General features: G+C 33.3%; 26 protein-coding genes. 13 read left to right on the top strand and 13 right to left on the bottom strand.

The window, feature by feature from the left end; all coding sequences use genetic code 11:
• Positions 1–116: 116 nt before the first annotated feature.
• Together yaaA and ABD941_RS08825 are read left to right on the top strand one after the other, a co-directional pair.
• The gene (gene yaaA / locus ABD941_RS08830; RefSeq protein ID WP_345273769.1) at positions 117–875 is read left to right on the top strand and encodes a peroxide stress protein YaaA; all 759 of its coding nucleotides are present in this window, start codon (positions 117–119) and stop codon (positions 873–875) included.
• Positions 876–878: 3 nt separating this feature from the next.
• A complete protein-coding gene (locus ABD941_RS08825; RefSeq protein WP_345273768.1) occupies positions 879–1,604 on the top strand; it encodes a hypothetical protein in 726 nt (241 codons plus the stop codon).
• 3 nt (positions 1,605–1,607) lie between these two features.
• Here ABD941_RS08825 and ABD941_RS08820 read toward each other — a convergent pair whose 3' ends face one another.
• Positions 1,608–1,742: a 30S ribosomal protein THX gene (locus ABD941_RS08820; protein WP_345273767.1), complete on the bottom strand. Its 135-nt coding sequence runs from the start codon at positions 1,740–1,742 to the stop codon at positions 1,608–1,610.
• An 87-nt stretch (positions 1,743–1,829) separates the two neighbouring features.
• Between ABD941_RS08820 and ABD941_RS08815 the strand changes: the two genes are divergently transcribed.
• Positions 1,830–2,492, top strand: coding sequence for a uracil-DNA glycosylase family protein (locus ABD941_RS08815; RefSeq protein WP_345273766.1), 663 nt, complete (start codon positions 1,830–1,832; stop codon positions 2,490–2,492).
• Between the two features lie 95 nt (positions 2,493–2,587).
• Complete coding sequence (dnaG, locus tag ABD941_RS08810) at positions 2,588–4,546, top strand: DNA primase (RefSeq protein WP_345273765.1); 1,959 nt, start codon at positions 2,588–2,590, stop codon at positions 4,544–4,546.
• Here dnaG and ABD941_RS08805 read toward each other — a convergent pair.
• Together ABD941_RS08805 and nadE are read right to left on the bottom strand one after the other, a co-directional pair.
• Complete coding sequence (locus tag ABD941_RS08805) at positions 4,541–5,170, bottom strand: response regulator (protein WP_345273764.1); 630 nt, start codon at positions 5,168–5,170, stop codon at positions 4,541–4,543. The two genes, dnaG and ABD941_RS08805, sit on opposite strands and share 6 nt — an antisense overlap.
• Positions 5,171–5,272: 102 nt before the next feature.
• Entirely contained in the window at positions 5,273–6,061 is a 789-nt protein-coding gene (gene nadE / locus ABD941_RS08800) for an NAD(+) synthase (protein ID WP_345273763.1), read from the bottom strand.
• A gap of 92 nt (positions 6,062–6,153) precedes the next feature.
• Between nadE and gldB the strand changes: the two genes are divergently transcribed.
• Both gldB and gldC read left to right on the top strand, forming a co-directional pair.
• On the top strand, positions 6,154–7,116 hold the full coding sequence (gldB, locus tag ABD941_RS08795; protein WP_345273762.1) for a gliding motility lipoprotein GldB: 963 nt from the start codon (positions 6,154–6,156) through the stop codon (positions 7,114–7,116).
• On the top strand, positions 7,116–7,454 hold the full coding sequence (gene gldC / locus ABD941_RS08790) for a gliding motility protein GldC (protein ID WP_345273761.1): 339 nt from the start codon (positions 7,116–7,118) through the stop codon (positions 7,452–7,454). Before gldB ends, gldC begins: the two co-directional genes overlap by 1 nt.
• Positions 7,455–8,126: 672 nt before the next feature.
• Here the strand turns inward: gldC and def are convergent.
• From def to ABD941_RS08750, 8 genes are all read right to left on the bottom strand, one after another.
• Positions 8,127–8,753 (bottom strand): peptide deformylase, encoded by a 627-nt coding sequence (gene def / locus ABD941_RS08785; RefSeq protein ID WP_345273760.1) that lies wholly within the window; start codon positions 8,751–8,753, stop codon positions 8,127–8,129.
• A 32-nt stretch (positions 8,754–8,785) separates the two neighbouring features.
• Positions 8,786–10,063 carry a rod shape-determining protein RodA gene (gene rodA, locus ABD941_RS08780; RefSeq protein ID WP_345273759.1) on the bottom strand — a complete coding sequence of 426 codons (1,278 nt, stop codon included), beginning with the start codon at positions 10,061–10,063 and terminating at the stop codon, positions 8,786–8,788.
• A complete protein-coding gene (gene mrdA, locus ABD941_RS08775; protein ID WP_345273758.1) occupies positions 10,063–12,000 on the bottom strand; it encodes a penicillin-binding protein 2 in 1,938 nt (645 codons plus the stop codon). The genes rodA and mrdA overlap by 1 nt, the downstream gene beginning before the upstream one ends.
• Entirely contained in the window at positions 11,997–12,503 is a 507-nt protein-coding gene (locus tag ABD941_RS08770) for a rod shape-determining protein MreD (RefSeq protein WP_345273757.1), read from the bottom strand. The genes mrdA and ABD941_RS08770 overlap by 4 nt, the downstream gene beginning before the upstream one ends.
• A complete protein-coding gene (gene mreC / locus ABD941_RS08765; protein ID WP_345273756.1) occupies positions 12,496–13,308 on the bottom strand; it encodes a rod shape-determining protein MreC in 813 nt (270 codons plus the stop codon). The genes ABD941_RS08770 and mreC overlap by 8 nt, the downstream gene beginning before the upstream one ends.
• Before the next feature lie 15 nt (positions 13,309–13,323).
• Positions 13,324–14,352, bottom strand: coding sequence for a rod shape-determining protein (locus tag ABD941_RS08760; RefSeq protein ID WP_019388210.1), 1,029 nt, complete (start codon positions 14,350–14,352; stop codon positions 13,324–13,326).
• 168 nt (positions 14,353–14,520) lie between these two features.
• The gene (gene purH, locus ABD941_RS08755; RefSeq protein ID WP_345273755.1) at positions 14,521–16,053 is read right to left on the bottom strand and encodes a bifunctional phosphoribosylaminoimidazolecarboxamide formyltransferase/IMP cyclohydrolase; all 1,533 of its coding nucleotides are present in this window, start codon (positions 16,051–16,053) and stop codon (positions 14,521–14,523) included.
• 254 nt (positions 16,054–16,307) lie between these two features.
• Positions 16,308–16,763 carry a GAF domain-containing protein gene (locus ABD941_RS08750; RefSeq protein ID WP_345273754.1) on the bottom strand — a complete coding sequence of 152 codons (456 nt, stop codon included), beginning with the start codon at positions 16,761–16,763 and terminating at the stop codon, positions 16,308–16,310.
• Positions 16,764–16,872: 109 nt separating this feature from the next.
• Here ABD941_RS08750 and xrtF point away from each other — a divergent pair, with 109 nt between their 5' ends.
• The 7 genes from xrtF to ABD941_RS08715 all read left to right on the top strand — a co-directional run bounded on the left by xrtF (position 16,873) and on the right by ABD941_RS08715 (position 22,118).
• Complete coding sequence (gene xrtF, locus ABD941_RS08745; protein WP_345273753.1) at positions 16,873–17,424, top strand: exosortase family protein XrtF; 552 nt, start codon at positions 16,873–16,875, stop codon at positions 17,422–17,424.
• Complete coding sequence (locus ABD941_RS08740; RefSeq protein WP_345273752.1) at positions 17,417–17,845, top strand: exosortase F system-associated membrane protein; 429 nt, start codon at positions 17,417–17,419, stop codon at positions 17,843–17,845. Before xrtF ends, ABD941_RS08740 begins: the two co-directional genes overlap by 8 nt.
• Before the next feature lie 70 nt (positions 17,846–17,915).
• Positions 17,916–18,317, top strand: coding sequence for an HYC_CC_PP family protein (locus tag ABD941_RS08735; RefSeq protein ID WP_345273751.1), 402 nt, complete (start codon positions 17,916–17,918; stop codon positions 18,315–18,317).
• Positions 18,318–18,392: 75 nt separating this feature from the next.
• The gene (locus tag ABD941_RS08730; RefSeq protein ID WP_345273750.1) at positions 18,393–19,124 is read left to right on the top strand and encodes a heavy-metal-associated domain-containing protein; all 732 of its coding nucleotides are present in this window, start codon (positions 18,393–18,395) and stop codon (positions 19,122–19,124) included.
• A complete protein-coding gene (locus ABD941_RS08725; RefSeq protein WP_345273749.1) occupies positions 19,125–21,368 on the top strand; it encodes a TonB-dependent receptor in 2,244 nt (747 codons plus the stop codon).
• Between the two features lie 11 nt (positions 21,369–21,379).
• Positions 21,380–21,733 carry a heavy-metal-associated domain-containing protein gene (locus tag ABD941_RS08720; RefSeq protein ID WP_345273748.1) on the top strand — a complete coding sequence of 118 codons (354 nt, stop codon included), beginning with the start codon at positions 21,380–21,382 and terminating at the stop codon, positions 21,731–21,733.
• 34 nt (positions 21,734–21,767) lie between these two features.
• The gene (locus ABD941_RS08715) at positions 21,768–22,118 is read left to right on the top strand and encodes a ribose-5-phosphate isomerase (protein ID WP_345273747.1); all 351 of its coding nucleotides are present in this window, start codon (positions 21,768–21,770) and stop codon (positions 22,116–22,118) included.
• A gap of 100 nt (positions 22,119–22,218) precedes the next feature.
• Here ABD941_RS08715 and groL read toward each other — a convergent pair whose 3' ends face one another.
• Positions 22,219–23,850 carry a chaperonin GroEL gene (gene groL, locus ABD941_RS08710; protein WP_345273746.1) on the bottom strand — a complete coding sequence of 544 codons (1,632 nt, stop codon included), beginning with the start codon at positions 23,848–23,850 and terminating at the stop codon, positions 22,219–22,221.
• 123 nt (positions 23,851–23,973) lie between these two features.
• Entirely contained in the window at positions 23,974–24,249 is a 276-nt protein-coding gene (locus ABD941_RS08705; RefSeq protein ID WP_345273745.1) for a co-chaperone GroES, read from the bottom strand.
• Positions 24,250–24,287: the final 38 nt, after the last annotated feature.

Genomic DNA, 24,287 nt, shown 5'->3' with positions numbered 1-24,287 from the left:
TGATAAAAACATTAGTTGGAAATACTGGTGTTAAAACCACATCATAAATAATTCTAATCTGAAACTTTAAAAGTAAATTAGTAATCGTAAATTTGAATTGAAAAAGTAAATTGTCTATGAAACTAGTATTATCACCCGCAAAATCTTTAGATTTTGAAACCGTATTGCCAACAACGCAACATAGCGAAGCACAGTTTTTAAAACAATCAGAACGTTTAAATAAATTGCTTAAAAAGAAATCGGCCAGAAGCTTATCTAAACTCATGAGTATTTCGGATGCTTTGGGGCAGTTAAATTATGAACGCAATCAGTCCTGGGAATTACCATTTACAAAAGATAATGCAAGACCAGCTATTTTTGCATTTAGCGGTGATGTATACCGAGGTTTAGATGCTTATACTATCCCAGCAGAAAAAATAGAGAAAGCTCAAAATACGGTTCGTATTCTTTCAGGCTTATATGGTTTATTAAAACCTTTAGATTTAATTCAACCTTACCGCTTGGAAATGGGTACAAAACTCCCCGTTGGAGTAAAAAAGAACCTTTACGAATTCTGGAAAAAGGACATCACAAAAGCCTTAAATGAAGAACTTGAGGATGATGAATTATTCTTAAACCTAGCCAGTAACGAGTATTTTAAAGCTTTAGATGTAAAAGCTTTAAAAGTTCCTGTAATAACTGCCAATTTTAAAGATTTTAAAAATGGGGAGTATAAAATGATTTCGTTTTTCGCTAAAGCCGCTCGTGGTATGATGGCACGTTATGTTATTGATACAAACGCCAAAACCATAGATGATTTAAAAGGGTTTAATTACGAAGGTTATAACTTTAGTGAGCCTATGTCATCTGAAACCGAACTTGTTTTTATAAGATAGTTTATGCACTATTATTTAATTATTGTACTTCAGGTGTATTGCTTATATCATTTATACACCCATAGAAATGCATACTATTGGTGGTTTTTAATTTTGTTTGTTCCGGTTATTGGTTGTGTTATTTATTTAATCACCCAAGTTTATAATAAACGTGATGCAGAAAAAATCACCAATGAAATCACCCACATTATAAACCCGACTAAAAAAGTTAGAGATTTAGAAAAGCGATTGGAATTTTCAGAATCCTATCAAAATAGAGTTAATCTCGCCGATGCCTATTTAGAAATTAAAGATTATGCTAATGCCATTATGCATTACTTAGAAGCTTTAGAAGACCAATCTCAAAATAATTTTTATGCCACAAAACAATTAATTGAAGCTTTTTTTAGTATTGAAGATAATGATAGTGTTATCTTATATGTTGAAAACATTAAAAACCATCCAGAATATAAGAAATCTAGAACACAGTTTTTATGTGGATTAGCTCTTGAACGCGTTGGTAAAATTGAAGACGCAGAAAGAAACTTAAGACAGATTGATATAAGGTATTCCTTTTATGACGAACGACTCATATTAGCCAAATTTCTACTAAATATTAAGAAAGATGAAGATGCTAAAGCCATTTTAAATGATATTTACACAGAGTCTAGTCACATGACAAAACCTAACAAACGTCTTTACAGAGCAACTATTCTTGAAGTTGAAAAACTCTTAAAAGAATTGAATTAAACACTATTTAGGTGTGGCCTTATTGCCAATACCAATTTTAGTTTCAATAGAACGTCTTTTTTTTACTCTAGGCCTTCTAGCACCGAATGTACCTCGGTTTATTTTACCGCGTTTTGTTTTTTTATCGCCTTTTCCCATAATTAATTATTTTTTTCCACGAAAGTGAAAACCGTTACATTTATGGTATATAAAATAAAGAATTTTTAGTAAAAAAACAACTCAAATATGTTCGTACATAAGCACCCGTACAAACCATTTATCCAAAAGGAGACCACAAAACTTATTGTGGGTACATTACCGCCACCAAGGTTTTCAACGGGTAAGCTATTAGAAAAGGATGTCGATTTTTGTTATGGAAGTTATTACAATTCATTGTGGTTGTTTATAGATAAGATTCATAATTTAGGTTTACGCTATAACAATTCAAACGAAGCTATTGAGGAGCGAAAAGCGTTTTTAATTAAAAATAAAATAGGGGTTTGCGATATTGTTGAAAGTGCAGAACGCGATAAAATTGATGCTTCGGATTTGGGCATGAAAACCATTAAGCTTCGAGATATTATAGGATATTTAAAAGCATATCCAAATATAGACACTCTATTGTTTACAGGAGGAAACAGTAAAAACGGACCAGAGTATTTTTTTAGGAAACACCTAAAAACCTATGGTTTAAAATTAGAAATTGTTTCTAATGAAGTGCCTAGAATTCATAAATTTATTATTCCAGATAAAGCAAAGCGTAGCATAAGAACCGTGTCCTTAACCTCAGGTTCTGGAGCTGCAAATATTTCAATAAGCAGAATGCCACTTTATAAACAGCTAAAAGCTAAAAATCCTAAATTCAACACCTTTGATTTTAGGGTAATGCAGCATAGGGAGTTCTTTTGAATTTAATTAAAAGTGCCATTAATAGCTAACTATTGAGAAATGTATTATTTTGTATTACATTTACGGTCTAAATATTTCATAGAAATTTAAAGCCTTTGATATCACCAGCATCCATAGATCAAGTATTTGAAACAGCTCGAGTAGAGGAGGTTATTGGTGATTTTGTGCAACTTAAAAAAGCAGGTAGTAACTTTAAAGGTTTAAGTCCGTTTAGCGATGAGCGTTCACCAAGTTTTATGGTATCACCGGTTAAGCAAATTTGGAAAGATTTTTCGACAGGAAAAGGCGGAACTGCAGTTTCGTTTTTAATGGAGCATGAACATTTTACATATCCTGAGGCCATTAAATACCTTGCCAAAAAATATAATATTGAAATAGAAGAAACAGAGCAATCAAATGAACAAAAAGAGCAAGCCAACGAACGCGAAAGTTTGTATTTGGTCAGTGAGTTTGCAAACACTTATTTCCAAAAAATACTACATAAAACCGACCAAGGGAAATCCATAGGTTTAAGCTATTTTAAAGAACGTAGCTTTACAGAGGACACTATAAAAAAATTCGATTTAGGATACTCATTAAATGAATGGCAGGCCTTTACAGATGAAGCCTTAAAACAAGGCTATAATATCGATTATTTAGCAAAAACGGGACTTACTATAGTTAAGGAAAACAAGCGTTTTGACCGTTTTAAGGGGCGTGTTATGTTTCCAATAAAAAGTATGAGTGGTCGCGTATTGGGTTTTGGCGGTCGTATTCTGATAGCCGATAAAAAAGCCGCAAAATATGTAAACTCACCAGAGAGCGATATTTACCATAAAAGTAAAGTGCTGTATGGAATTTATCATGCAAAACAAAGCATAGCAAAAGAAGATAATTGTTATTTGGTTGAAGGGTATACCGATGTTATTCAGTTTCATCAAACAGGTATAAAAAATGTGGTATCTTCTTCTGGAACGGCGTTAACCTCAGAACAAATTAGGTTGATAAACCGACTTACAAAAAATATTACTGTACTTTTTGATGGTGATGCAGCAGGTATGCGGGCATCACTCCGAGGTATAGATCTGATATTGGAGCAAGGTATGAACGTTAAGGTTTGTAGTTTCCCAGAAGGCGAAGACCCAGATAGCTTTGCAAAACAAAATACACTAGAAGAGTTGACGGCGTATTTAGAAAGCCATGCTAAAGATTTTATTCAATTTAAAGCATCTGTTTTATTTGAAGATTCAAAAAACGATCCTATTAAAAAAGCCGAAACGGTTCGAGATATAGTCAATAGTATTTCTAAAATTCCAGATCGCATAAAAAAAGAAATCTATATTCAAGAGTGTGCGAGAATTATGGATATTAGTGAAGATGTATTGTTTAGTACACTGGCACAAATTAATAAAAAAGAGTTTCAAGAAGAAAACAAACAGTACCAGAAAGAGCAAAAAGCTTTTGAGGTTATCAAGCACCAACAACCTGTTGAAAAAGTTGATGTTCAATATGTTTTAGAACGAAAAATTATAGAGGTGTTATTGCTTTATGGAAATAAAACAGAAGACTTTGAGGATTTGGTTTTAAAAGAAAATGATAAAGGCGAGTTGATTTTAGAACCCGTAATTCATCAAGCTAAAGTTTTTGAAAAAGTGTTTTTAGATTTGCAAGATGATGAAATGGAGTTTACCAATGCACAGTTTAAAATCCTTTACTATACCATAATAGATCGGTTGAATCAAGATACCGATTTTGAATTAAAAACGTTTATAAATTCTGTAGACACAGACATGTCTAATGAAATAACAACGATCTTAATGGAAGATGAACGTTACACATTGAATGACTGGAACCGTATGAATATTTTTCCAAAGGAAAAACACCACAGTGTCGCACAACTTGTTAGCGAGACCATTTTGAGTCTACGTTGTTATTTAATAGACCAAAAGGTAAAAGAGTTTCAGCAAGAAACATTACAAAACAAAATAGACACGAATAGAAATATACTTGAAGAAGTAAAAGACTATTCGGGTCTAAAAATGTTGTTATCTAGAAAACTAAATCGAGTTTTATAAATCTTGATTAAGCTTCGCTTGATTAATTAAATCTACTATGTTATTAACTTTTAGTTTTCGCATTAAACGCGCTTTGTAAGTACTAACTGTTTTTTCGTTGATATCTAACTCTTTAGAAATTTCTTTGTTTTTCTTACCAACAGTTAATAATTTTAAAACTTCTGCTTCTCTAGTAGATAATTTCTTGTAAAAAGCACCGCCTTTATTAGATCTAGTCCCAAAGGCTAATTGCTGTGTTAATTGATTACTTAAATGAATACCACCATCATGTACTTTTAGGATGGCTTCATTAATGGTAATAACATTAACGGATTTGTTTAAATAACCAGCTGCTCCTGCCTTAATGGCATTAATGGCGTAAACTTCTTCTGGTTGTGCACTCAAGATAATTGTTTTAATGTCTGGGTAGTCATTCTTTAAGTAACGTAAAACCGTCAAACCATTAAGTTTTGGAAAATCTGCTTCAGTTAGAACAATATCTACTGGATTTTTTTTAACAAATTCGAGGATTTCTTCGCCATCATCAACACTTCCAACAACTTTAATGTTGGGTGCTGCAGAGAAAAGAACTTCTAGCCCTTTCCTTGTAATCGGGTGGTTGTCTGCTATTAATAATTTTATCATAATTCTAAAGCTTTTTTTAGATATAGCCCGTTAGTCATAGGCTATAATTTGAGAGATTAAGCTTGAGGTAAAAATAAGACTTTTTTAAATAATCTGCAAAAGTTATATTAAATCCTTAGGAATTTCGCAAATTGGTATAGGAATCATCTTATGCTTATTTCTGCTGTTGTAACCTTTGTATATTTCGAATACAGTTTTTTCCCTTCCTGAAAAATTATCAGCTGTTTTACCTTTGTCATTCATGTCCATAGCCCACTCAAGTTCTGGGTATGATGCACCAATTTGATCTTCATCACTTCTGGCATCCCCAAATAAACCATCACTAGGCGCTGCTTTAATAATAGACTCTGGAACTTCCAAAAACTCACCTAATTGGTATACCTGCGATTTTAGCAAATCTGCAATGGGACTTAAATCTACACCACCATCCCCATATTTAGTATAAAATCCAACACCAAAATCTTCAACTTTATTTCCAGTTCCAGCAACTAATAATTGGTATAGTCCTGCATAGTAGTATAAGGTTGTCATACGTAAGCGCGCCCTAGTATTTGCTAATGCCATGTCAATAGTCGCTTGATCGCCATCAAAAAACACTTCCGTTTTAAATTCTTCAAAAACAGGTGTTAAATTGGTACGTGCATCACTTACATTATCAAAACGCGCTTTAAGCTGAGTAATATGTTCTTGCGCTCTGGTAACATGACTTTCGGCTTGATGAATGGGCATTTCTATACACAACACATTCAGTCCCGTTTTTGCACATAAAGTTGATGTTACTGCAGAATCAATACCCCCAGAAATCCCTATAACAAAACCATTAACGCCAGCATTTGTTGCGTAATCTTTTAACCAGTTTACAATATAATCTACTACGTTTTCTGTTTGCATTTTAAATGAATTTAAATCTAAGAATACTACCTTTGCAAACAAAAATAAACCATACGTTCAATTTATAAAAATTTATGCCGTTTAAGTTTTATATGAAATCAAAATTATTGCTTTTACTATTTTTACTCATAACTATTTCTTGTAAACAGAAAAATCAGTTGGAAATTGATATAGCTAAAATAAACACAGATATCAAAGTGGAGCGTTTTGATGAATTATTTGCGAAGGTTACTCCAAATAGTTTGCAGGAATTGAAAATGACATATCCTTTTATGTTTTCAGAAAAGCTTGACGACTCTTTTTGGTTAGCTAAAAAAGAAGATACCTTACAAGTTCAATTGTTTCATGAGGTTGATAAAACATTTACTGATTTTGAAGGTATTGAATTTGAAATAGAATCATTATTCAATCATTTAAAATACTATTTCCCTGAGTTTAACCAACCCAGAGTTATTACTACTACAAATAATGTAGACTACAGAAATAAAGTTATTGTAACAGACACCATAGCGGTAATTGCTTTAGATACCTATTTAGGGAGTGACCATGAGTTTTATAGAGGTATTCCTAAATATTTAAGAGCGCCTTTAAATAAGGAGCAACTTGTAGTTGATTTAGCTGAAGCTTATGCTAAAAAATACAGCTATCAAACCCGGAATAAAACCCTGCTAGATGAAATGATTTATTTTGGAAAACTGCTTTATTTTAAAGATGTAATTATTCCTTTTAAAACCGAAGCAGAACGTATTGGTTACACGCCAGCGCAATTAGATTGGGCAAAAGTTAACGAAAGCTATATTTGGCGTTTTTTTGTAGAACGTGAATTGCTTTTTAGTACCGATTCAAAATTACCAAGCAGATTTATAAATCCAGCACCATTTTCAAAGTTTTATTTAGAAGAGATTGATGCTGATTCTCCCGGGCGTTTAGGTCAATATATAGGTTGGCAAATCGTGCGTGCCTACATGCAACAAAATGATCTAACTCTAAAAGAAATGCTGATAACAAGTACAGAAGATATTTTTAATAATTCAAAGTTTAAACCCCGTAAATAATGGCTAATACAATGACTTCAAAAATAGAACTTAATGTTGAATTAGACGAAAACCGAGTGCCTGAAAAGCTAAATTGGACCGCGCAAGATGGTGGTATAATCAATGAAGAAGCCAAAGCTATGATGCTTGCTGTTTGGGATGCCAAGGCACAAGAAACCTTACGGATAGATCTATGGACTAAAGATATGCCCGTTGATGAAATGAAGGTGTTTTTCCACCAAACTTTAGTAGCAATGAGCGATACGTTTAACCGTGCTACACAAGATGAAAAAATGACCGCTACCATGAAAGATTTTTGTGATTATTTTGCTGATAAATTGGAGATTAAAAAGGTGTAGTATTTTGCTAAAATATTTCGTGAAAAAGTGAGATTGCTGTAAAAATATATTTTAAATAAACTTTTAGTTTTATTTCTAAACCCTGCTAAATATAATGGGGATCCTTTTTGTATTTTAGATAGAAGTGCTTTTTCGGCCCAAGGTCTTGTAAAGTTAGGAAGTTTATATAACGATATAATATTTTTACTTTTTATACCTAGCCTTACCGAATTGTATCTATATTCGTTAGCCCAATCATTTTTAAAATTATATGTTGTATCTGCTTTTGGGTACCCAATTTCTCTAATATTTTTAATGCAATACGACGGATTGCTTTTGTCAAATATATCAATAGACAAGAGTTGACATGCTCTTAAAAAGCATAGTTGGTGGTATATGTTAGGCTATTTATCCCAATCTGCCAATTTCATAATATCTTCTTCATGTTCTTTGATTCATTCAAATACTAATAAACTATTTTTAAGAGCCGTAAAAACCAATTTTCTATCCTTTTTTTGTCTTGTATTTCTAAAAAATAACAATCATATTTAAACCAATTATTTGTTAATAAAACACTGGCATACATATGAATAAATCCGTTTTCATATATTAATACATATCTAATCCAATTCGTTTTCTTTCAATAGTTAATGAGTTAACTTTTGTTCTGAATATTTGAATTATATTGATCCATTATGGATTTATATTGCGTGTTTCCTTTCTTAAATGATCTAAATACAAAATGCCATTCAAATGGTCGATTTCATGTTGAAAAATAACGGCTGTAAAACTTTCAACCGTTTCCGTTTTATGCTTGCCTTGCATGGTGTCATATTCAATAGCTATTGTTTTAGATCTACTATTTAACATATCAGACCGATCGGGAATAGATAAGCACCCTTCCTTAATGGTTTGTTTTTGTTCTGAATAGTTTATAATCTTTGGGTTTAAATAGACTTCAAATGGAAAATCGACTTTATCAAAACGTTGCACCCAAATAATATTTTTTAAAACACCAACCTGTGGTGCAGCAATACCGACACCCATAGACATACTATCTTTCACTGTAGCGTAAAGACGTTTTATGAAATTTTGTAAAACAGGGTTTTTCGAATTTGGTTTAATATAAGTGCTTTTATTCCTTAGTAATACAGAATCTTTTTTATCTGTAATTTTATAAACGCGCATAGGTTTTAAACTATCGGCATTCATAATTAATTTGAATTCTTCCTTAGAAAAAGACTTTTTTACAGCATTTTTAGTGCTAGAACATCCGAAAAATAAGAGAAATGTGAAAATTGAAAAGAAGTGATTTTTCATTTTAGTAAGATAAATAAAAGCTAATTATCGACCTACCATTCGTTGATACGGTTGGAATCTAATTTAATAAATATAAATATTAAAATGGTAAATGCCCAAAGTCCTGAACCTCCATAACTAAATAGCGGGAGAGGAATACCAATGGTTGGAATCAACCCCATAACCATACCAATATTAATAAGAAAATGTATAAAAATAATGGATGCTACACCATAACCATACACTCTACTAAATTGCGATTTTTGTAATTCGGCTAAATGTAAAATACGTAATAGAAGTAAAACAAAAACAACCACTACAAAAGCACTTCCTAAAAACCCCCATTCCTCACCAACGGTACTAAAAATATAATCGGTGTGCTGTTCTGGTACAAATTTACCTGTTGTTCTGGTGCCTTCCATAAAGCCTTTTCCAATAAAGCCACCAGAGCTAATGGCTTTCTCCGATTCGTTGAGATTGTAAGCAAAGGTCTGCTTCATTTTTTCAAGTTTAACAGGGTCTTTTTCTAAACGTAACCAAAGACTTATCCGGTCTTGTTGATGTGGTTTTAAGATACTTTGATAAAAGAATTTTACACCAAATGAAATACCTATTGCAGCTATTAAAATCAATACAGATTGAAATATCCGTAATTTTTTCTTGCTTAAAAAGTGATAACCTACAACAGATAATAATGCTATTACTGTTGTTATTATAATACCAAATTTTAATGATAAGATTGATAGTAGTATGGCTGAAATACCAATTATTAAATAGTATTTGGGTAAACCTTCCCGGTATAAAACAAAAAAGAACGCACCATAAACAATTGTACTACCAGTATCATTTTGTAATAGTACCAAAAGGGCAGGTATGGTAATAATGATAAAGGTCTGTATTTGGTCTTTAAGCGAATTGATATTGGTGTTCAAATCGCTAATATATTTGGCCACAGCCAGAGCTGTTGCCATTTTGGCAAATTCACTGGGTTGGATGGTCATACCCCCAATGCCATACCATGATGTGGCGCCGTTTACGTTTTTTCCGAATATAAAAAGTCCAACTAAGGATAACATTGAAACGATATAAATAATACTCGAAAACCGTTCGTAAAACTTAGCATCGATAGCTAATAAAATGACAATTAAACCAAAGGTTAAGAATATGAATATCAATTGTTTGCCAAAAGGTTGAGAGAAATCAAAATAATTTACTGTAGTTCCAGTATGCGAAGCGGATAATATATTTAACCAACCAAACCCAACCAATAGGAAGAACAGAATAATGGTAATCCAATCGAATTTAAAATGTCTATTAGTTTCCCTAACCATCAATTATTAGTTTTGTTAATTGTGTTTAAGAGGTTTTTAAGACGGTAATATTCGGACTCTTCAACAATTTGTAAACTTGTTTGACCATTTATTTTAAAGGGTTTTCCAGAATAAGGTTTAGCATATTCTTCTTCTAAGCTATGCTTTAAAAGCCATTCTTCTAAATCTGTTCGAGTAATGTGGCCTTTAATAAATTTTTCAATCATTAAACTAGCTACTTTCCCAGCAAACCTGCTTCCCCAATATCCGTTTTCAACAAAAACAGCTATAGCTATTTTCGGATTGTCTTTAGGTGCAAATGCTAAAAATATAGAGTGATCCGTAAGCTGTGTTTTTAAACTATCTATAATGGCAAAGTTTTCTACAGTTCCGGTTTTTCCACAAATTTCAATATCTTTTACTTGCAACCATTTTGCGGTTCCTTTTTTGTAAACCTCTAACATCCCTTCAATTACAGGCTCGAAATGTTGTTTGTCTATAGTTGTTTGTTTTGGTTTTGTAAACTGTTCAGGTAATATTTCGTTTTCAATGTTTTTTATAATATGAGGTGTATAAAAAAAACCTCTGTTAGCAATAGCAGCAGCCATGTTAGCCAATTGGATTGGTGTCGTGGCGACTTCACCTTGTCCAATAGCATTGGATATGGTATATGTCGAGTAAAATGTTTTTGGATAAATATGTTTGTAATAGGCTCTGTCTGGAATACGCCCTTTTTGCCCAACATATAAATCATTGTTTAAAAATTCACCTAACCCAAAACTTTTAGCATGCTTGCTCCAAACGTCTATACCTTTGGAAGCATTATTATCTTTGTCTAAAATTTTTCTGTAAGCCGTGGCAAAATAGGCGTTACAAGAGCGTTGAATGCCGCCAACCATATTGTTTCTGGTGCCTCTGTTGCAATGGCATTTCATAAATCGATTGCCATATTTGTAACCCGCATAGCAAGTAACGGTTTCATTTGGGGTTAAAACACCTTCTTGCAAACCAATTAAGGCATTCATGAGTTTAAAAGGCGATCCGGGTTCGTAAACCCCTTGCAAACTTCTGTTAAAAAGCGGCTTTGCTATGGAATCGTTATAAAGCTTTGTAAAGTTTTTAGAGCGCTCTCTACCAACCAATATGTTGGGGTTGTAGGTAGGTGCTGCTACCATGGCCAATATTTCTCCTGAAGATGGTTCAATAGCTATAACCCCACCGCGTTTGTTTTGCATAAGCAATTCGCCATAGGCTTGTAATTGGGCATCAATCGTAATTTTTATGTCTTTCCCTTGTTCTGGTATGGTATCAAAGTCTCCATTTTTATAAGGACCAATATTTCTGTTAAATCTATCTTTTTGAATAAATTTTATACCTTTTACACCACGCAATATTTTTTCATAAGAGGCTTCAACACCTTGCTTCCCTTTTAAGTCACCCATTTTATAATAAGGATCCTTTTTTATATCTCTATTTCCAACTTCTCCAATATCGCCTAGAACATTAGCACCAATAGAAGTTTCATAATACCTGAGCGATCGTTTTTGAATATAAAACCCACGAAACTTTCGCATTTTTTCCTGTAAAACAGCATAATCTTCTTTGGATAAATGCGACACAAATACCGATGGTAACCTTGGTGAGTAATGTTCTGATTTTTGATATGTTTTTATAAATTTTGCTTTATCAATTTTTAATAAAGAGCAAAACTCCAATGTGTCTAAAGGTTCTACTTCTTGAGGTATAACCATAACGTCATAAGATGGTTGATTGGCTACCAGGAGTTTTCCATTTCTATCATATACAAAGCCTCGTTTTGGGTAATCGTAAACCTTTCTAATAGCATTGTCTTCAAATAAAGTTTGAGTATTTGAATTATAGACTTGTAGATAGAAGAGTCTAGAAATAAATAAAACTCCAACAAGAATAATTGAAATGAAAAGTAAAAATTGCCTCATTTGGTTTTTCTACTAAAAATAATGGTTATAGTTATACCGAGTAAAATAGTAAATATACTAGAGAATAACGTTTTTTGAAGCACTAAAATTATTTTTGAAATGCTAAATATTTCTAAAGAAAATAAAACAATATGATGCAACACCGTTAGTAATGTAAAATAAGTGAGCTTGGAACCAAAATCAACAGTATTGAATTTTATGTTTTGATGTTCGTAGATGGCTCCGAATGATGATTTTAAAATCACAGGTCTTGCATAGGCTACAAATACGGAGGCCCCAGCATGAACACCACCAGTGTCTAAAAACAGATCAATGGTCAGTCCTAATAAAAAACTTAATAAAATTAAAAGTGTACGGTTGTTTTTAACGGGGTATAGCGCAATAAATAAAATGTATATATAGGGGTTTATATACCCTAGAAAATTAATATGGTTTAATATTAAAACTTGTGTAAAGACTAAAGCAAAAAAGCGCATGGTATGTACAGAAAAAACACTATTCATGTAATAAAGTATTAATTTCTTCTGTATTACTATTTTCTATAATATAAACATGCTCAATATTGGTCATGTCGTTAAATAGCTGAACATTAATTTCATAGTAATTTTCGGCAATGTCTAATTGAAAGCTCTCTATAAGACCTATAGGTACACCTTTAGGAAAAATAGAAGAACGTCCAGATGTTATTATGGTATCTCCAATTTTAACAGGTGCAATTTTTGGAATATCAATAAGTTGCGTAAGATCAGGTGTGTCTCCATTCCAAGTTAAGGTCCCAAAATGGTTGGTTTTTTTTAGTTGCGCACTAATTCTGCTGGTTGTATTTAAAATAGATAAAACTGTTGCATAATTATTGCTGGTTTTATCAACAATACCGATTAAGCCTTTAGATGAGATAACGCCGAAATCTTGTTTTATACTATCGTTTGTGCCTTTATTAAGAGTTAAGATATTATCAGTCAATGCATAGCTGTTTTTTATAATATTGGCGTTATAAAACCGATATGCTTTGTTAAAAGTTAAACTATCAATGTATGCTGAATCTGGCTGTATTTCGGAATTAAGGATAAGCGCACGCAATCTTTTATTCTCTTCTGCTAATAATTGGTTTTGCGATTTTAAATTGAAATAACCACTTATATTGTTTACTGAATTATAGATACCACCAGTTAAAAAGTTAGCCGAATTAATAAATTTACTTTTATGGTACGAATGGGATTGAATAGTAAATAAAAGGGACATGCAAAATAGTAACAAGAACAACAAAAAGTTTTTGTTTCTAATTATAAAATTAATAATCTGTTGCATGTTATATACCTATTCCTATTTTATCAATACACTTTTGTATTTAGGTAAATTTTTAAGCGTAATACCTGTGCCTCTTACTACGGCGCGTAATGGATCTTCTGCAATATAAACCGGTAAGTCTGTTTTCTGCGACAAACGTTTGTCTAAACCACGTAACATAGAACCACCACCCGCTAAATAGATGCCAGTATTGTAAATATCGGCAGCTAATTCTGGAGGAGTTTGCGATAGGGTTTCCATAACCGCATCTTCAATACGCAAAATAGATTTATCCAAAGCTTTGGCAATTTCACGGTATGAAATAGACACTTGCTTGGGTTTTCCGGTCAATAAATCACGACCTTGAACACTCATGTCCTCAGGAGGTAATTCTAAATCTTCAGTAGCTGCGCCGATCTGGATTTTTATTTTTTCAGCAGTACGTTCACCTACATACAAGTTGTGTTGGGTACGCATGTAATACACAATATCGTTTGTAAACACATCACCTGCAATTTTTACTGATTTATCACAAACAATGCCGCCTAAGGCAATTACAGCAATTTCGGTAGTACCACCACCTATGTCCACAACCATGTTTCCTTTTGGTTGCATAATGTCTACACCAATACCAATAGCCGCAGCCATAGGTTCGTGAATCAAATAGACTTCTTTACCATTAACACGTTCGGCACTTTCTTTTACCGCACGCATCTCTACTTCGGTAATTCCAGAAGGAATACAAATAACCATACGAAGCGCTGGTGTAAAAAATTTCTTTTTTAGAGCAGGTATGTTTTTAATGAACATACTTATCATTTGCTCAGAAGCATCAAAATCGGCAATAACACCGTCTTTTAATGGACGAATGGTTTTAATATTTTCATGGGTTTTCCCTTGCATTAAACTCGCTTCTTGACCAACGGCAATTATTTTACCAGAAATCCTGTCGCGAGCCACTATAGAAGGCGCATCTACAACAACTTTGTCGTTGTGAATAATAAGTGTGTTTGCAGTCCCTAAATCTATTGCAATTTCTTCGGTTAAGAAATCAAAAAATCCCATGTGCTATTAATATTTTTTATGTGGTTTAAAAACGAATCCCGTAAATGTAATAAAAGTTCCTAAATATTTGAGCGATCTAGAGCTCAAAATTCAATAAAACAAGCATGCCTACCTCTTATACGCTTTTTATCGATTTTTAGACTGTTAAAACACAGTTTTTGAGCCTATTTAATGTTTGAAATGGCGTGTGCCTGTCATGACCATAGCTACACCATTTTCGTTGCAATAATCAATACTTAATTGGTCTTTTATTGAACCGCCTGGTTGAATAACGGCTTTAATTCCAGCGTTGTTTGCAATTTCCACACAATCAGGAAACGGGAAAAAGGCATCGCTGGCCATTGCTGCTCCATTTAAATCAAAATTAAAGGATTGGGCTTTATGTATGGCTTGTTGCAAAGCGTCAACACGACTGGTTTGTCCTGTTCCGCTAGCACATAGTTGTTTGTTTTTTGCTAAAACTATGGTATTTGATTTGGTGTGTTTGCAGATTTTTGAGGCAAAAATCAAATCGTCTATTTCATCAGTTGTCGGCGCTGTGTTAGTGACATTTTTTAAGCCTTCAGCAGTATCAGTAATGGTATTTCTATCTTGAAGTAAAACACCATTTAAACAACTTCTTACATTCATTTTTGGCATTTCAATATCATGAATGACTAATAAAATTCGATTCTTTTTGCCTTTTAAAAGCTCTAAGGCTTCTTCTGAAAAAGATGGGGCTATAACCACTTCACAAAATAATTTGTGGACCTCTTCTGCAGTGGCTAAGTCTATCTCTTTATTGCTTATTAAAACACCTCCAAAAGCTGAAACAGGGTCGCCTGCTAAAGCATCAACATAGGCTTGGTGTAAAGTATTGCGTTGTGCCAAACCACAAGCATTATTGTGTTTTAATATGGCAAATGTTGGAGCATCGTTTTTAAATTCCAACATTAAATTTACAGCAGCATCAACATCTAAAAGGTTGTTGTAGCTTAATTCTTTTCCGTGAAGTTTCGTAAATAGCTCATCAAAGTTACCAAAGAAAAAGCCTTTTTGATGTGGATTTTCACCATAACGCAAAACCTTACCTTTAGTTTCACTGATTTTTAATGCAGCTTCATCATGGTTCTTGTTGAAGTAGTTAAAAATAGCTGTATCGTAATGCGATGATACATTGAATGCCTTTCCTGCAAAACGTCTTCTGTTTTCTTCAGAAATAACACCATTGTTTTCAGAAATCAATTCTAAAAACTCAGCATAATCATTAACAGACGATACACAAATAACATCCGCATAATTTTTTGCAGCAGCTCTAATTAGGGAAATACCACCAATATCAATTTTTTCAATAATATCTTGATTGCTTGCACCGGAGGCTACCGTTTTTTCAAACGGATATAAATCAACAATAACTACATCTATTTGTGGGATTTCATATTCAGCTAATTCAGCAACATCACCATCGTGACTTTGTCTGTTTAAAATACCACCAAACACCTTTGGGTGTAAGGTTTTAACACGCCCACCAAGAATAGAAGGGTAGGAGGTTACATCTTCAACAGGAACAACGTTAACACCCAAATCATTAATAAATTTTTCAGTACCACCAGTAGAGTAAATGGTTACGCCCTGTTTGTCTAGCTCTTTAACAATAGGTTCTAAACCGTCTTTGCTAAATACTGAGATTAATGCTGATTTAATGGTTTTTTCGTTGCTCATTAGTGTTGTGTTATGTTATTTTGAAATGACTTTTTTGTTTTTTCGAGTGTTTTAGACTGAAATTTATAAATAATTGCAAAAATACTTATTTCCATTAAAAAAATAAGCTTAGAATTATTAAAAAAGGATGTGTTTTTTTAACGAAAAGGAGGAGTTGTTAACAGTTAGAACAAATTCCAATTCCTAAAACCCAAAAATCAAAACTTTTATGTGTAGGTGTATTTTGGGATTTGGTACTTTTTATTTGGAATTTACTAAACTAGAGTAGCAACTTGAGTACATACAAACTCTAAAAAGCGTTCGTCGGCTTCAGTGAATGGGTCGGGCATATTGGAGTCAATATCAATTTGTCCAATATTTTTACCATTAACAAAAATAGGTACGACTATTTCAGCTTTAACCGTTATGCTACAAGCAATATAATTATCTTGAGTAGTAACATCGGGAACCACAAAGTTTTCATTGCTTATAGCTACTTGACCGCAAATACCTTTTCCAAAAGGAATAACGGTATGGTCCGTAGGTTCACCAACATAAGGCCCTAAAAGGAGCTCTTCTTTATTGCCATTTCTAAAATAAAAACCGACCCAATTATAATAGTCTATATGAGTTTCAAGTAATTCACAGATACTTAAAAGGCGCTGATCAACGGTTTTTTGAGTATTAGAAATAATTGTTTTTACTTGTGGTTTTAGTGTTTTAAAAATCATAAAGCTAAAAGTTTTGGCAAAAGTATTTAAAAAGACGTAATTTCGATATCCAGTTTTAATAAAATTAATAGATTTCCACCTTTGCGGAAATGAAAACGAAACAGAGTAATTGAAAGCACTTTTTGTAAAATACAAGTCGGTTATAAAGTTCATCCTTACTTTCCTAGCAGTTTATATTGCTTTATCCGTAATTTATAAACTGTATTTGCAGTATTCTGATGGTTCTAGATTCTATCCGGATTATATGACGCATTTGGTCTCAAAACAAACAGATACGCTACTTCGTGCTTTTGGGTATAATTCTGAAATTTTACCACATCCAGATGAACCATCTATGAAAGTTATTGTTAACGGCAAGTTTATAGCAAGGATTATAGAGGGCTGTAATGCCATCAGTGTTATTGTTCTATTTATGTCCTTTATAGTCGCTTTTTCAGGAACATTAAAAACGACTTTTTTTTATATCCTTTCAGGTGCCGTTTTAATTTATACCGTAAATGTATTACGGATTGTTATTCTAATTATAGGGATGTATCATTATCCTGAATACGAAGATGTTATGCATACCGTTGTTTTTCCAGCTATTATTTATGGGATGGTTTTTTTATTATGGATATTTTGGGTGAATAGATTTTCTAAATTAAAGCAAAAGGATGAGTAAGGTAACTAAATACATATTGCTTTCTGGTTTAGTATTCATACTTATTTTAATTCGCTTTTTTGAAGATTTTTTATTTTATGACCCTTATTTGACCTTCTTTCAAAATGATTATTTATACATAGATAGCCCCAGACGAGAAGTGTTAAAACTTTTTGGTTTTACAGCGTTTCGATATATTTTGAATACGCTGATTTCATTAGCTATTTTGTTTCTAGTTTTTAAAGATAAAAGCATTGTTAAGTTTTCAGGAGCCATTTACGGTATAGCCTTTGTTGTGTTAATGGTGCTATATTTGTATTTTGTTGTTAACCCAAGACAAGAGGACTATTATTTGTTTTTTAATGTGCGTCGTTTTTTAATTCAGCCTATAATTTTAATCCTTTTACTTCCCGCATTTTATTATCATAAAATTAAAAATTAAGTGTTAATCATTTGATAAAATACCAGAAGAGATTTCATTTTTTAGTATTTTTGTTCTAATACCTATCAGGATGGTAAAACAATTATTACATAAAGGTTTTTCGTCGGTTATGGCGTTGCTTGTTTTGTTTTCAACAGTGTCCTTTACTGTTGAAAAGCATTTTTGTGGTGATGTTTTAGTCGATGTTTCTGTGTTTGCTGAAGCTGAAAAATGTGAAATGGAAGCTTTGGAGATTTTACAAAAGAAAACTTGTTGTAAAGATGAAATAGAAATTATTGAAGGTCAAGACGAGTTAAAAGTCGTTTCCTTTGAAGATTTAGATTTTAAGAAACAACACTTTATCATTGCATACACGTATGCATACCTTAATGGTTTTGAAGGTTTACCAAAACAAACCATACCCCATAAAGATTATTCCCCTCCCAATTTGGTCACCGATATCCAGGTTTTAGACCAGGTTTTTATCATTTGATTGTTTAAAGATTTTTTTTATTTCCGTGAACACGGATTCCCTTAATTTTTAAATAACTCAAAATTATTTCTTAAAATGATACACACCTATACAGTTACAGGTATGACCTGTAATGGTTGCAAAACGTCTGTGGAAGACCAATTAAACATGCTTCCAGAGGTTATAAAGGCTTCGATTAATTTAGAAGCTTCTGAGGTCGCCGTAGAAATGACCAAGCACATTTCAATTGAAACATTACAAAGTGCACTTTCTGATAAATATTCAATTTCAATAAAGAACGAACGAAACATTTTCGAACCGTCATTAGTAATTATAGAAGCAGAAAAATCAGAGCTAAAACAACTCTTTCCGCTGTTTTTAATATTTGGATACATAACCATATCTTCGGTTTTACTTAATAGAACCCCTTGGGATATTAATGGATTCATGCTCGATTTTATGGGGCTTTTTTACATTGTTTTTAGCTTTTTTAAGCTATTGGACTTAAAAGGTTTTCCAAAATCATTCAGAATGTATGATCCCGTAGCCAAAGTGGTTCCTGTTTATGGATGGGTTTATCCTTTTATAGAGGTTGTCCTTGGCCTGATGTTTTTAATGCGTTTTGAAATTACCATAGCTCTAATAATTACTTTGGGTATTTTAGGAATTACGACTATAGGTGTGACCAAAACATTACTGAATAAAAAAACAATTCAGTGTGCGTGTTTAGGAACAGCCTTAAAACTTCCTATGACCAAAGCAACGTTTATTGAAAACAGCATCATGATGATTATGGCCATTATCATGCTCATTATAACCTACAATTAAATGAAATATATTTTATATGTAATATTAATGCTTCCACTATTAATGTTGTCCCAAAGCAGCATTAGTGGGATGATTATGGAAGCAAACGATAAAAACGAACATATAGGTTTAGCTGGTGCTAACGTGTACTGGCTAAATACAGAAGTAGGAACGGTTACAGGTATTGATGGCAATTTTTTACTTAGCTATATGCCGGAATATAAAAAATTGGTGATTAGCTATGTTGGTTTTAAAACCGATACATTAAACATTTTAGATCCTAAAAAAATGGTGCATCACTGGTTGCAACCAACAAGCGATTTAGATGAAATTACAGTAACCTCTAGAAAACAAGCCACGGCTAAATCCTATTTAAAAGCAACTAATGTCATTAATGTGAGCAGTGAGGAATTGTTAAAAGCAGCCTGTTGTAATTTGTCGGAGAGTTTTGAAACCAACCCATCTATCGATGTTAATTTTGCCGATGCCATTTCAGGAACACGCCAAATAAAAATGCTGGGCTTAACAAGTCCATATATTTTAATAGCCACTGAAAATATACCTTCTATTCGAGGGGCATCACAGTCTTACGGATTGAGTTTTATTCCTGGTACTTGGATAGAAAGTATTCAAATAACCAAAGGTACGGGTAGTGCTATTAATGGTTACGAAAGTATAGCTGGGCAAATTAATGCTGAGTTGGTCAAACCATCAACTGATGACAAATTGTTTGTTAATCTGTATGGAGCAAGTAGTGAACGTTTGGAGTTGAATACCCACATCAATACAAAAGTAAATGATAAATGGCATACCGGGGTTTATATACATGGTAATACACATAATAAAAAACACGATGTTAATGATGATGGGTTTTTGGACATGCCTTTATTCAATCAAATTAATTTGATGAACCGTTGGCAATATACCGATACTCAAAAAGGCTTTGTCAGTTTTATTAATTTGAAGTTTTTAAATGATGAAAAGCAAACTGGAGAACTCGATTTTTATCCGGATACCGATAGACTAACTAAGCGTTTTTGGGGAAGTGAAATTGATACCAAACGTTATGAGATTTCTACGAAATTTGGCTATGTAAACCCAGAAATCCCTTGGCAAAGCCTTGGTGTACAAACGGCATTCAGCAGTCATAAACAAGCGTCTTATTTTGGATTGAACATTTATGATATCAAGCATAATAGTTTATATACCAATGCCATTTATAATTCTATTATTAGCGATTCTCGACATAAAATAAAAACAGGTATTAGTTATACCTATGATCATTATGATGAATTTGTAAACACCATAGATTATGAAAGAACCGAAAACGCAGTAGGTGCCTTTTTTGAGTATAGCTATGATAATTTAGAATTGTTGAATCTTACTGCAGGGATTCGTATAGACCATCATAACCTATTAGGAACATTTGTAACACCTAGGTTGCATGTGCGTTACTCGCCTTGGGGCAAGTCGGCATTTAGAGCATCCTTTGGAAGAGGGAAGCGCAGTGCAAATATCTTTACCGAAAACCAACAACTGTTTTCAACATCTAGGCAAATTAATATTTTAAATTCAGGAGGTAAAATTTATGGTTTAGATCCAGAAATTGCTTGGAACTATGGGTTTTCCTATTTACAAGGATTCCGCCTTTTTGGACGACAAGCAGACATCACGTTAGATTACTATAAAACCGATTTTAAAAACCAAGTAGTGGTCGATTGGGAAAACCCGCAAGAAATTAATTTTTATAACCTTAGCGGAAAGAGTTTTGCCAATAGTTTTCAATTGGAATTAAATTATAGCCCTTTTAAAGGCGTTGACGTAAGAACCGCATATAAGTTTTACGACGTAAAAACCGATTATAATTCAGGGCGATTGGAGCGACCGTTAACACCAAAACATCGTTTGTTTGCTAATATAGGTTATAAAACGAATCAAGAAGAAGGACAATTAGGGCGATGGAAGATTGATGTTACATTTAATTGGTTAAGCGATCAGCGTTATGCGTCTACAACAAGTAATCCAATACCATACCAATTACAAGAACGAACACCAACTGTGACCACCTTAAACGCGCAAATCACCAAAGTGTTTTCTCCTAAATTTGAAGTATATTTAGGTGGTGAAAATGTAACCAATGTCAGACAACCGAATCCTATTTTGGGAGCCAATGATCCGTTTGGCGCGAATTTTGATTCCACTTTTGTATATGGTCCCATTTTTGGGAGTATGTATTATGCGGGATTGCGTTATAGAATAAAATAAAACAAAGAAATATGAAAAACATTGTAATACTACTATTAATGCTAATAGGAACTACAACTTTTGCCCAAAACAAAAATGCCAAAGCCACTATGGAAGTAGATGGTATTTGTGGTATGTGCAAAGCCCGTATAGAAAAAGCTTGCTTAAATACTAAAGGCGTAAAGCACGCTGTTTGGGATGTCGATACACACGAGTTGAAATTAATTTATGATGCTCGTAAAACTAGTGTTAAGACTATTAAACAACAAATTTTAGCAGTAGGGCATGATGTGGAAGATGTAAAAGCTACCGATGAAGCTTACGCAACAGTTCACCCCTGTTGTAAATATCGCGATGATGGTATTGTAGATGAACATAATGACTAAACCAAAAACTTAAACACGATTTCGTTTTTTATTTATGCCTAAAATACAATATAGAATTTATGTTATAGAATTATCGAAACGTATATTTACTGAAAATTCTAGGTTTCGTGCTGCTAACCCTCAGTTTAATGGTGTGTTAGAGTGTGTCTATGTTGGTATGACTAGTAAAACACCAAAAGAACAGTTCCTTCAACATAAAACAGGTTATAGAAATAAAAAAGGTCATAAGCTATCTTCTAATATTGTTGAGAAATATGGGACTTATTTAAGACCCAGTTTGTATAATCATATCGACCCCTTAACTTCAAGGCAAGACGCTCTTAAAATGGAAGCGATTTTAGCTTTAGAATTACGAAGACAAGGTTATGCCGTTTGGTTTAATTAAATAGAAATAAAAGTTCTTAAATTAAAAAAAACGCTTCTAATCCTGATAGCTATAAGGAGGAAGCGTTTTTTTAATAATAGAATATCGAAGTGTTCTCGACTTACATCATCCCTGGCATACCACCTCCCATTGGAGGCATAGCAGCTGGAGCATCTTCTTTAATATCGATTAATGCGCATTCTGTGGTAAGGATCATACCTGATACAGACGCTGCGTTTTCTAAAGCAATACGTGTTACTTTTTTAGGGTCTATAATACCAGCTTTAAGCATATCGACATAGGCTTCGGATTTAGCATCGTAACCAAAATCTTTTTTGCCTTCTAATACTTTATTGATAACCACAGAACCTTCGCCACCTGCATTTTCAACAATCGTTCTTAATGGCGCTTCTATAGCTTTATTTACAATTTGAACTCCTGTTGTTTCGTCCAGGTTGTCCGTTGTAATTTTTTCTAAAATAGCTTTGGCTCTAACTAAAGCCACACCGCCACCAGCAACAATACCTTCTTCTACAGCGGCTCTTGTAGCATGTAAGGCATCATCAACACGGTCTTTCTTTTCTTTCATTTCCACTTCACTTGCAGCACCTACGTATAATACAGCAACACCACCTGCTAATTTAGCTAAGCGCTCTTGTAGTTTTTCTTTATCGTAATCTGAAGTGGTCGTTTCAATTTGTGCTTTAATTTGGTTAACACGTGCTTTAATTGCTTTAGCATCACCAGAACCGTTTACAATGGTTGTGTTGTCTTTATCTACGGTTACGGTTTCAGCAGAACCTAACATGCTTAAATCTGCATTTTCTAGAGTAAAGCCTCTTTCTTCAGAAATAACAGTTCCACCTGTTAAGATAGCAATATCTTCAAGCATGGCTTTACGTCTGTCGCCAAATCCTGGTGCTTTAACGGCAGCAATTTTAAGTCCGCCACGTAATTTGTTAACTACTAAAGTAGCTAAGGCTTGACCATCGACATCTTCTGCAATAATTAATAACGGACGACCTGATTGTGCTACGGGTTCTAATATAGGAAGGATTTCCTGTAAGTTAGAAATCTTCTTGTCGAATAATAAAATGTATGGATTTTCTAAATCGGCAATCATTTTATCAGCATCGGTAACAAAGTAAGGCGATAAATAACCTCTGTCGAATTGCATCCCTTCAACTACGTCTACATAGGTTTCCATTCCTTTGGCTTCTTCAACAGTAATCACACCTTCTTTACCAACTTTACCAAAAGCTTGAGCAATTAGCTCGCCAATAGTATCATCGTTATTTGCAGAAATGGCTGCAACCTGCTTTATTTTTTCAGAAGAGTTGCCAACTTTTTTAGCTTGTTTTTCAAGGTCTGATGTAATGGCCTCAACAGCTTTATCAATACCGCGTTTTAAATCCATAGGATTGGCACCAGACGCTACATTTTTCAAACCTTCTTTTACAATAGCTTGTGCTAATACGGTAGCGGTGGTTGTACCATCACCTGCCAAGTCATTCGTTTTAGAAGCGACTTCTTTTACCATTTGAGCACCCATATTTTCGTGAGCGTTGTCTAATTCAATTTCTTTAGCAACAGAAACCCCATCTTTAGTGACTTGAGGGGCTCCAAAACTTTTGCTAATAATGACGTTACGCCCTTTAGGTCCTAAAGTTACTTTTACTGCATTTGCTAATGCATCCACACCACGTTTTAATCCGTCACGTGCTTCAATATCAAATTTTATATCTTTTGCCATAATGAAAAATTTTATTTAAAATTTTAAACTTTCAATATTCAAATATCAAGTTCCAATTTTGGAACTGTTAAATCATGAAGAAAGTTTTTGGAATTTATTTCTTTTAGTTTTTGGAATTTGCAATTAAATGATTGCAAGAATATCGCTCTCTCGCATGATTAAATAATCGGTGCCTTCAAGTTTAAGTTCTGTGCCTGCATATTTACCATATAAAACAGTGTCGCCAACTTGTACAGTAATAGGTTCATCTTTGGTACCTTTTCCGGCTGCAACTACAGTTCCTTTTTGTGGTTTTTCTTTAGCGTTATCTGGAATAATAATTCCTGAAGCTGTTTTGGTTTCAGCAGCAGCAGGTTCTATAAGAACACGGTCTGCTAATGGTTTAATGTTTAAGCTCATTTGTTATATGTTTTTGATTTAAAAATTAATAGTGTCGC

The sequence above is a fragment of the Flaviramulus aquimarinus genome, from assembly GCF_039543205.1.
GTDB lineage: Bacteria > Bacteroidota > Bacteroidia > Flavobacteriales > Flavobacteriaceae > Flaviramulus_B > Flaviramulus_B aquimarinus.
Note: the sequence above shows the minus strand (reverse complement) of the source record. Positions and strands in the feature narration are given on the sequence as shown.

Excerpts from the sequence above, each read along its gene's own strand:
- yaaA (WP_345273769.1), top strand. The coding sequence starts at position 117 with ATGAAACTAGTATTATCACCCGCAAAATCTTTAGATTTTGAAACCGTA.
- ABD941_RS08825 (WP_345273768.1), top strand. The coding sequence starts at position 879 with ATGCACTATTATTTAATTATTGTACTTCAGGTGTATTGCTTATATCAT.
- ABD941_RS08820 (WP_345273767.1), bottom strand. The coding sequence starts at position 1,742 with ATGGGAAAAGGCGATAAAAAAACAAAACGCGGTAAAATAAACCGAGGT.
- ABD941_RS08815 (WP_345273766.1), top strand. The coding sequence starts at position 1,830 with ATGTTCGTACATAAGCACCCGTACAAACCATTTATCCAAAAGGAGACC.
- ABD941_RS08805 (WP_345273764.1), bottom strand. The coding sequence starts at position 5,170 with ATGATAAAATTATTAATAGCAGACAACCACCCGATTACAAGGAAAGGG.
- nadE (WP_345273763.1), bottom strand. The coding sequence starts at position 6,061 with ATGCAAACAGAAAACGTAGTAGATTATATTGTAAACTGGTTAAAAGAT.
- gldB (WP_345273762.1), top strand. The coding sequence starts at position 6,154 with ATGAAATCAAAATTATTGCTTTTACTATTTTTACTCATAACTATTTCT.
- gldC (WP_345273761.1), top strand. The coding sequence starts at position 7,116 with ATGGCTAATACAATGACTTCAAAAATAGAACTTAATGTTGAATTAGAC.
- def (WP_345273760.1), bottom strand. The coding sequence starts at position 8,753 with ATGAAAAATCACTTCTTTTCAATTTTCACATTTCTCTTATTTTTCGGA.
- rodA (WP_345273759.1), bottom strand. The coding sequence starts at position 10,063 with ATGGTTAGGGAAACTAATAGACATTTTAAATTCGATTGGATTACCATT.
- mrdA (WP_345273758.1), bottom strand. The coding sequence starts at position 12,000 with ATGAGGCAATTTTTACTTTTCATTTCAATTATTCTTGTTGGAGTTTTA.
- ABD941_RS08770 (WP_345273757.1), bottom strand. The coding sequence starts at position 12,503 with ATGAATAGTGTTTTTTCTGTACATACCATGCGCTTTTTTGCTTTAGTC.
- mreC (WP_345273756.1), bottom strand. The coding sequence starts at position 13,308 with ATGCAACAGATTATTAATTTTATAATTAGAAACAAAAACTTTTTGTTG.
- ABD941_RS08760 (WP_019388210.1), bottom strand. The coding sequence starts at position 14,352 with ATGGGATTTTTTGATTTCTTAACCGAAGAAATTGCAATAGATTTAGGG.
- purH (WP_345273755.1), bottom strand. The coding sequence starts at position 16,053 with ATGAGCAACGAAAAAACCATTAAATCAGCATTAATCTCAGTATTTAGC.
- ABD941_RS08750 (WP_345273754.1), bottom strand. The coding sequence starts at position 16,763 with ATGATTTTTAAAACACTAAAACCACAAGTAAAAACAATTATTTCTAAT.
- ABD941_RS08740 (WP_345273752.1), top strand. The coding sequence starts at position 17,417 with ATGAGTAAGGTAACTAAATACATATTGCTTTCTGGTTTAGTATTCATA.
- ABD941_RS08735 (WP_345273751.1), top strand. The coding sequence starts at position 17,916 with ATGGTAAAACAATTATTACATAAAGGTTTTTCGTCGGTTATGGCGTTG.
- ABD941_RS08730 (WP_345273750.1), top strand. The coding sequence starts at position 18,393 with ATGATACACACCTATACAGTTACAGGTATGACCTGTAATGGTTGCAAA.
- ABD941_RS08725 (WP_345273749.1), top strand. The coding sequence starts at position 19,125 with ATGAAATATATTTTATATGTAATATTAATGCTTCCACTATTAATGTTG.
- ABD941_RS08720 (WP_345273748.1), top strand. The coding sequence starts at position 21,380 with ATGAAAAACATTGTAATACTACTATTAATGCTAATAGGAACTACAACT.
- ABD941_RS08715 (WP_345273747.1), top strand. The coding sequence starts at position 21,768 with ATGCCTAAAATACAATATAGAATTTATGTTATAGAATTATCGAAACGT.
- groL (WP_345273746.1), bottom strand. The coding sequence starts at position 23,850 with ATGGCAAAAGATATAAAATTTGATATTGAAGCACGTGACGGATTAAAA.
- ABD941_RS08705 (WP_345273745.1), bottom strand. The coding sequence starts at position 24,249 with ATGAGCTTAAACATTAAACCATTAGCAGACCGTGTTCTTATAGAACCT.